Here is a 7,843-nt window from a genome sequence, read left to right as displayed (position 1 = left end):
ACCAGTGACCATTACCTTAACAACGAAAGTGGCCGGTACAGAAGCAGCTGCAACCGACTTCCAATACCTGCAAACGTCTATCGTATTCCCGAAAGACACAGCAGTATTTACTACTACCGCTGCAGTGATTAAAGCGATCGCAGATCAGATCATAGAAAAAGATGAGCAACTGAACATTTCCGGTGCCGCCAGCGGTTACTCCGTAACAGATGCGCAACTGAAGATCTATGATGCAACCCGCAGAGATGCGACTAAAACGAAGATTACCTTCACACCGCCTGCTGCCGGTATGCCCGAAGGCAATACCCAACAGGTTGGGTTTAGTTTACCAGCAGGCGTGAGTACAGAAATACCTATTAAAATATCTCTGCCATCTACAGGTACTGCTACCCGTGGTACCGATTACAGTCTGCCAACAGATACCAGCTTTACCGGTACTTCCGGTGCTGCTGAACTGAAAGTAGCTGCTGATATCCTGGTAGAAGATGTAGAAGATATTCATGTGAATCCAACAATCAGTGATGTTTATAGCACGGTGTATACCTTTGCACCAGCAACGCTTGACCTGACAATCAAGGATGCGCAGTATCCATTCCCTGTCGGTGATTCCATTAAACTGAGCAGCGTACCGGATAGCGTAAACGAAGGACAGAGTGCCGTAATTACCGCTACTTTACCAAATGGCTGGAAAGCGGGTAAGAATTGGGTAGTAAATCTTAATAAGAGTGCGATTTTATCTACCGTGGCGGATAGTCGTCATAGTAGTATTCCTGCTACTGTAACGATTGCCAATAACACTGCTGCCGGATCTACGGCAGCTATCACTACCAGTACCAATTTAATACTGGATGATGAAGGAGCCATTATCGTAGAAGGTAACAAAGGTGATGTGAATATGCCTGCTACCAACACCGCCATTTATATTAAGGATCTTACCCAAACACAACCTGGCGCAAGGAAGATTACACTTACACCAGATGCTACGTTAATACCGGAAGGCAATAAAGTAATGGTGCACGTATCTGTACCATATGCTTCTACCAAAGATCTGACAATTCATCTGGCAGCAGATCCTGCGCTGACTACCGCTAAAAACGTTGACGACTATACGATGCTGGCCACTACGTTTGTATTACCGCATGGTACTACTACGGCTGATTTTGAATTACTGCAAACTGTTGCGGATAAGGTGCTGGAGAATAGTGAAGCACTGGTAGTAAATGCTACCGCCAATGGCTATACGGTGAACAACATGAGCCTGAGTATCAAGGATCTTACCCGTACCAATCCAGCTAACCTGCAACTGAATGTGAATATCTTTAAGTCACCGCTGACAGAAGGTGATAATGGTGCAGTGACCATTAGTTTGCCTGCGGGAGTAACTACTGCTATACCTATCCACATACAGTTACCACAAACAGCAGGTACTGCAGAAGCAGGACCTGACTATTCACTGGCTACTACCGTAACATTGGATAGCAGTAGCGTGGTAGCCGGTTTGAGTATTAAGAAAGATAATTTCACCGAAGGTCCGGAAACCATTACACTTTCCGCTACGGCCGCAGATGGTATCAGTACTTATACTATTGCTATACCAACGCTGACCATTCAGGATGATGCGGCGCAATATCCTTTACCATCTGATATATTAATTCATACCAGTATGGCTGCTATTGATGAGAATGGCGCGCAGGGAGCTGTGTTAAGCGTACAATTGCCTAACAACCTGCAGGCAGGTAAGGATATCGTGGTACATATTAATAAGGATAACACGCTGAGTACCGCTGTTAATTCGGATCATAACGCATTGCCTTCTCCATATGATATCCTTATCGCAAAAGGACAAAATACCGGTACACATCCATTTGTGCTGAAGGCAGCGAAAGATATGATCCTGGAAGATGATGAAACAGTGGTGTTTAAGGGAAGTATTACAGATCCGGTTTTCAGTGCGGCTGCTATAAAAGATACCACGATCACTATTAAAGACAGAACACATGATGATCCGGCCACCGGATTTATACATCTCACTGCGGTAACTACTGGTACACATGTATTGGAAGGTAACAGCTATACCATGAACGTAGCGTTGGCACCAGGCGTTACTTCCGGCAAACCTATCACTGTAGCATTAAGTATAGATGCTGCTTCGGTAGCTGGTGCAGGTGATATCAATAATCTGCCGCTTACGGTTACCATTCCTGCGAACGCACCTGGTGTGGACTTTACCTTCCAGGCAAAAACAGATTTCATACTGGAGAAACCAGAACTGTTATGGATTTCAGCAGCACCGCAGAATTACCCTGGCATGAAAGGAGATAAACTGTCGGTTACCATTGATGATGCTACCAGGCTGAATCCGGACAACCTGAAACTGGAAGTGCGTGTAGACTCCACCGTTATACAGGAAGGTAATACGAGTGATGTGACAGTTGGATTTGTGAATAGTCAGATTACTTCTTCAGAAGATGTGGTTATTAACATCTCCAGGCATGCAACATCTACCGCAGATGCTGCCGATTATAGTGGTGTACCTGCACAGGTAACACTTGCTGCCGGTGAACACAACCAGGTATATCACCTGTTGGTGAAGGATGATAAGATACTGGAGGGTGACGAGCAACTGCAGTTTACCGCGCAGCTGGGAACTACCGGATATGTTATATCACAACCAGGTATGGTGCTGATTCCGGAAACAGGAGATATGCGGGTGATCCTGCAAAAAGATAAAGATGCTGCAGAACCGTCTACCAATGGTGCTTATATCGTGAAGTTACCAGCTAACCTCACCGCTGCCACAGATGTGAAAGTAGTTTTCTACGTAAGCAGCATTGCTGGAACGACCAATATTTCACCGATACAAACCTCCGCAGTGATACCGGTTGGCCAAAACAGTGTATCCGTTCCCGTGAATGTGATAGACAACAAGGTGATTGAAGGAGATGAGCAGGTGAAAATAGCCCTGATGCTGGCACAAATGAAACGGTTTAACAAAAACATTGCCCTGGATGTAGATGATCGTGATACAGTGAGCCTGAATATTCATGATGATGAAAGTGATTCACCGGGTCGTGAAATGACGATATCAAAAACCGCTGATGCTTCCGAGCCAGCTACTGCAGGATCCTTCCGGGTTCAGTTTACTGACACCCGGTTGTCTGCCACAAAAGATGTGACGATTACCTATACCGTAGCAGGTAATGCTGTAGCAGATACCCGTTATAAGAAACTGAGTGGTACGGTATTAATTCCTGCTGGTCAGCATGGTGCGGACATCCCGGTAACGCCTATTGATAATAGTATTGTAGAAGGAGATGAGAATGTAGCCGTGCAGCTGAAAACTGTTAGCAGTACGCTTCCTGGTGTAACCTGGCCATTGTCTGCCAATGCAGCTGCGGATGTGATCATACATGACAATGATACCCTGGTGGTAGAATTATCTGCCAATGCTACCAGTGTGGCAGAAGGAACTGCAGTACAGTTTACGCTTACTTCGCCAGCTTCCGCTGCACATGATGTACCGGTGAGAATAAAGATTGCCCAGGATGCGGCACGTACGTTTACCGCTGGTGAAGGCACCGTGAATGGTAACATAGTTACGATTACCATGCCGGCACTGACTAAACAGCATACTTTCACTATTACAGCTGCTGATAATGATATCAACGATGATGATGGTTATTTGAAAACAGCTATTCTGCCATTCGTTGGAGGCAGCAGCACGCTGGTATATAAAGCGGGTGATAAGGATACTGCAAGGGTAAGCATTACCGATAATGATCCGCTGACACTGACTTTTGCCGCTGATAAATTCAGTGTGAAAGAAGGTAATAAAGGAGAAAATACACCACTGCGGTTTAATGTACAGCTGAGCAGACAAAGCTCCCGTGCGATTACTGTTAACTATGATTTTGAGGAATCCACTGAAGGGGTATCTTATCCTTATATGGACTTTAAAGCTACACCGGGTGTTGATTTCGACAACACGATCAAACAAACGGTGATTGCTCCTTTGCAAACCATCGGACAGGTAGCTGTGAATATTAAAGGTGATACGACGTTTGAACAAAACGAAACATTTATCCTGAAGATGTCTTCTGTATCAGTACCATCAGGCCAGAATACGCCGGTATTAGGTAATCCGTTGAAAGCAACGGGTGTGATCCTGAACGATGATGCCATGTGCAAAACCTGTGATACAGATGGTGATGGTTTAACTGATGGACAGGAAGATATCAATGGCAACGGTGATCCGTTTGATGATGATACAGATGGAGATGGTATTCCGAACTTCCTGGATCTTGATTCCGATGGAGATGGTGTACCTGATTCCGTAGAGAAGTTCACTACAGATGGTCGTGCGATCAACAATAACAGTGGTAAGATCCGCGTACATCCTGCTATTTCACCAAATAATGATGGTTTGGGTAACGATGTGATGTATATCGAAAACATTGAGAAGTATCCAAACAATGAAGTGGTGATATTTAATCGTTGGGGTGGTACCATCTTTAAACTGAAGAACTACGATAACAAGTCCAACAACTTTAAAGGACGTGCAAATGCAGGAGGCAGTGTAGGTAATGATGTACCGGATGGTTCTTACTTCTATAACATTGAAGTAACCATAGATGGTAAGAAAGAGCATTACACCGGCTTCATTGTGATTAAACGTTAACGTATACACGAATTTATTAGTAAGATGAGTTTGACTAAATATTTAAGCTGATACCTATGAAAGAGCGTCTTATGAAAGCTTTAGGGGTTGCTATTTTATGCTGGTGCTGTTGCCTGCAGGCGGCCGCACAACAGGAACCACTGTATTCGCAATACATGTTCAACGGTATGATCATTAACCCGGCTTACCCATCAATGGACGAGTCCTCCAGTCTTACGGCAGTGGGTCGTAACCAGTGGGTGGGAGTAGATGGTGCACCTAAAACAGCAACGGCTTCTTTTTATACACCTATTAAAGCCACTAACACCAGCTTGGGTGTTTCGCTGATGAATGAAAAAATCACGGTGAACTCACAAACGGCTGTCAATTTTAATGTTTCCCAGCGGGTAAAGCTCAACGAGAAAATTTACCTGGCCATGGGCATCAAGGCTGGTATGTCGCAGTTCCGGGAAGATAACAGCTCGTTATCTACTACCGATCCGGCGTTTGCACATAACCAGAGCTATTGGAAAACAGATGTTGGATTTGGATTTATGTTGTTTACCGACCGTTTCTTTATCGGGATTTCCTCTCCTACATTCAAAAGCTTTGATATGGGTAACAGTGTGAATAAGGTAGTGGTGGAATCGCACTACTATCTGCAAACCGGTTATCTTATCAATATTAATGATGACGTGAAACTGAAGCCGAATGTGTTACTGAGACAGGTGAAAGGGGCGGGCTTCCAGTATGATCTGAATGCCAATGTGCTGTTGAAAAATGTGGTATGGCTGGGCGCTTCCTGGCGTTCAGAAAAAACAGTAACAGGATTGGTACAGGTACAGGCTACCAAGAACCTGCAGATAGGCTATTCTTATGATACGCCTATGCAGTCGAACCTGAAAGGCGCACAAACTGTATCGCATGAGTTGATGGTGAACTACCGTTTTTCCTGGTCTAAGTGGAAAGTGGTGGCGCCGCGTTATTTCTAATTATAATAAAATGAAGAATAGTATGCGAAAAATTAATTTCTGTTCCCTCATACTTTTTCTGAGCATTGTTTCCCTGTTTGTTTCCTGCAGTTTTGTAAAGGATCATGTTCAAATAGGCGGCTTGGGGAGTAAGGCTAAGGTAAAACGTGCCGAGCGTCTTTACAAAAGACAAGAATATGAGCGGGCCATTTCATTGTGTATCGAAGTGATCAATAATGGCACCAGTGAAGACCTTTTACGTAGGGCTAAGTTGCAACTGGCGAGGACTTATTTTGAAACCCGGCAGTTTGAAAAAACGATCAGCCTGTACGATGAATTGCTATACAAACCGGAAAAAGATGTACTGGTGACCGATGTTACTAACTACATCGATTTGCTGAAACGTACAGGGAGGGTGATCAAGGCGCAGGAAATAAGCGCGATTTACGCCAATAACTATAAAAGTAATGCCCGCTTTACTAACCTGCAGGCGTCATTGGTGGACTACTACAGCTTCTTTAACCGTGACTCTATGGAAAATATCCGGGTGGACAGCTTACGGTTAAATCTGCCAGGGTATCAATATGGCCTGGCATTGTATCAGAACAATGTTGTTTTCCTTTCCAATGATATCAAGAAGAATGAACAGCAGTCTTTCTACACCAACTCCAAATTATACCAGATTTCAGAAGATGGGGTAGAACCATTTAATAACAGTCTGCGGGGTGTTTTACAGGTAGGACCGGCTTCTTTCTTTGAGAACGGACAAAAGGTGATCTACACTTCCAACCGGTTTACGGATGTGAAGAATGACAAGAACTCTTATATCAACTATAATAATGGCACGCAGCTGTTATCCGCTATTTATCAACCAGACCATGATATGTGGAGCAAACCGTTGCCGGTGAAGCTGGGAAAAAACACGGAATCTTATTCTTTCCTGCATCCATCAGTTGCACCTAACGGTAAACGTTTGTACTTTGCATCCGATATGCCTGGCGGTCAGGGCGGTACAGATATTTATTATGCTGACTGGGACAAGGAAGCCAAAAGGTGGAAAGCACCTGTGAACATGGGGCCTGCTGTCAATACCAACGGAAATGAACTGTATCCTTTTGTTGTTGGCGATAAATTATTCTTTTCATCCAACGGTCTTCGGGGCTTTGGCGGACTGGATATATTTATGATCAATACTAAAAAACCAGAAGAAGGTACCGTACATTTGCCTTATCCTGTGAATACGCAGTTTGATGATCTGAATCCTGTATTGGATGAAAACAAACTGTTATTATATTTTACATCAGATCGTTCGGGTGCACATGATAATGATCATATCTATGTATTAAACCTGAAGAAAAATCCTTTGAAACAACTGGACCTGCCTTATCCCGGCAAACCAGTAAAAGACGACGATAGAGTGCCTTATACTATGAACCAGACGGACAGCCGTCAACAGCTGACTTTAGTAGGTAGTAAACAGTATGATAACCGCCCTGCAGAACAGCAGGTAGTGGTTCCTGCTGTTGTAAAGCCTGTTGCCTCAGTTGCCGTTGCTGCCACGCCTGAGCGTAAAATGGTAGATTATCCCGACAATATAACAGACAGTTCTCCTGAAAACATTCCCTGGCAAACGACCAATCCGGGCGGCAGCGTTACTGCTTCCACATCTTCCAATAGTACCACAACAATACCCGTACACACCGGCCAGGCAGCATATAGCAGTCCGGAGGTGGTAAGCTGGCGACAGTCGGGCAGCATGCCTGCTTCATTTAAAGGTGGCAGCTACACATTGGCAAAAGATAGTGCAATGAAAGCACTGGAGTCACTTTGGAAAGTACCGGGCTTTATTTATTATGACCTGAATTCCTATGTACCGCAGGACCAGGAATGGCGCAAGCTGGATTCTATTTTCCAGTTATGGAAGGCCAATCCTCACCGGATTATTATGGTGAACGGGCATACGGATATTATTGGTACGGAAAGATATAATCTGTCGCTTTCCAAGAACCGTGCAGTGTACATACAGGAATGCCTGTTGAGCAGGGGAGTGGATGCAGATAAAATAAAGATTAATTACTTCGGCTCTACCAGGCCGGTGTGGATAGCGAGACAGTATAGTCTGGATAATGACAGGGACGTCTTCATACAGCTTCAAGGCGTAAACAGGAGATGTGAGGTCAGGATTCAATAAATTGTTTATCGGTTATTTTTTGCG

3 protein-coding genes are annotated in these 7,843 nt (G+C 44.4%); all 3 read left to right on the top strand.

What is annotated here, in order from left to right:
* Positions 1 to 4,678 (top strand): Calx-beta domain-containing protein (locus AC1DCV_RS26765; protein ID WP_477026051.1); only part of this gene is annotated, 4,678 nt, incomplete at its 5' end.
* 56 nt (positions 4,679 to 4,734) lie between these two features.
* Positions 4,735 to 5,649, top strand: coding sequence for a PorP/SprF family type IX secretion system membrane protein (locus AC1DCV_RS26760; RefSeq protein ID WP_477026050.1), 915 nt, complete (start codon positions 4,735 to 4,737; stop codon positions 5,647 to 5,649).
* A 22-nt stretch (positions 5,650 to 5,671) separates the two neighbouring features.
* Positions 5,672 to 7,819 (top strand): OmpA family protein, encoded by a 2,148-nt coding sequence (locus AC1DCV_RS26755; RefSeq protein ID WP_477026049.1) that lies wholly within the window; start codon positions 5,672 to 5,674, stop codon positions 7,817 to 7,819.
* The last annotated feature ends 24 nt before the right edge of the window (positions 7,820 to 7,843 follow it).

It is taken from the genome of Chitinophaga sp. 10T418 (assembly GCF_056394125.1).
This window is presented reverse-complemented; position numbering and strand designations above follow the sequence as displayed.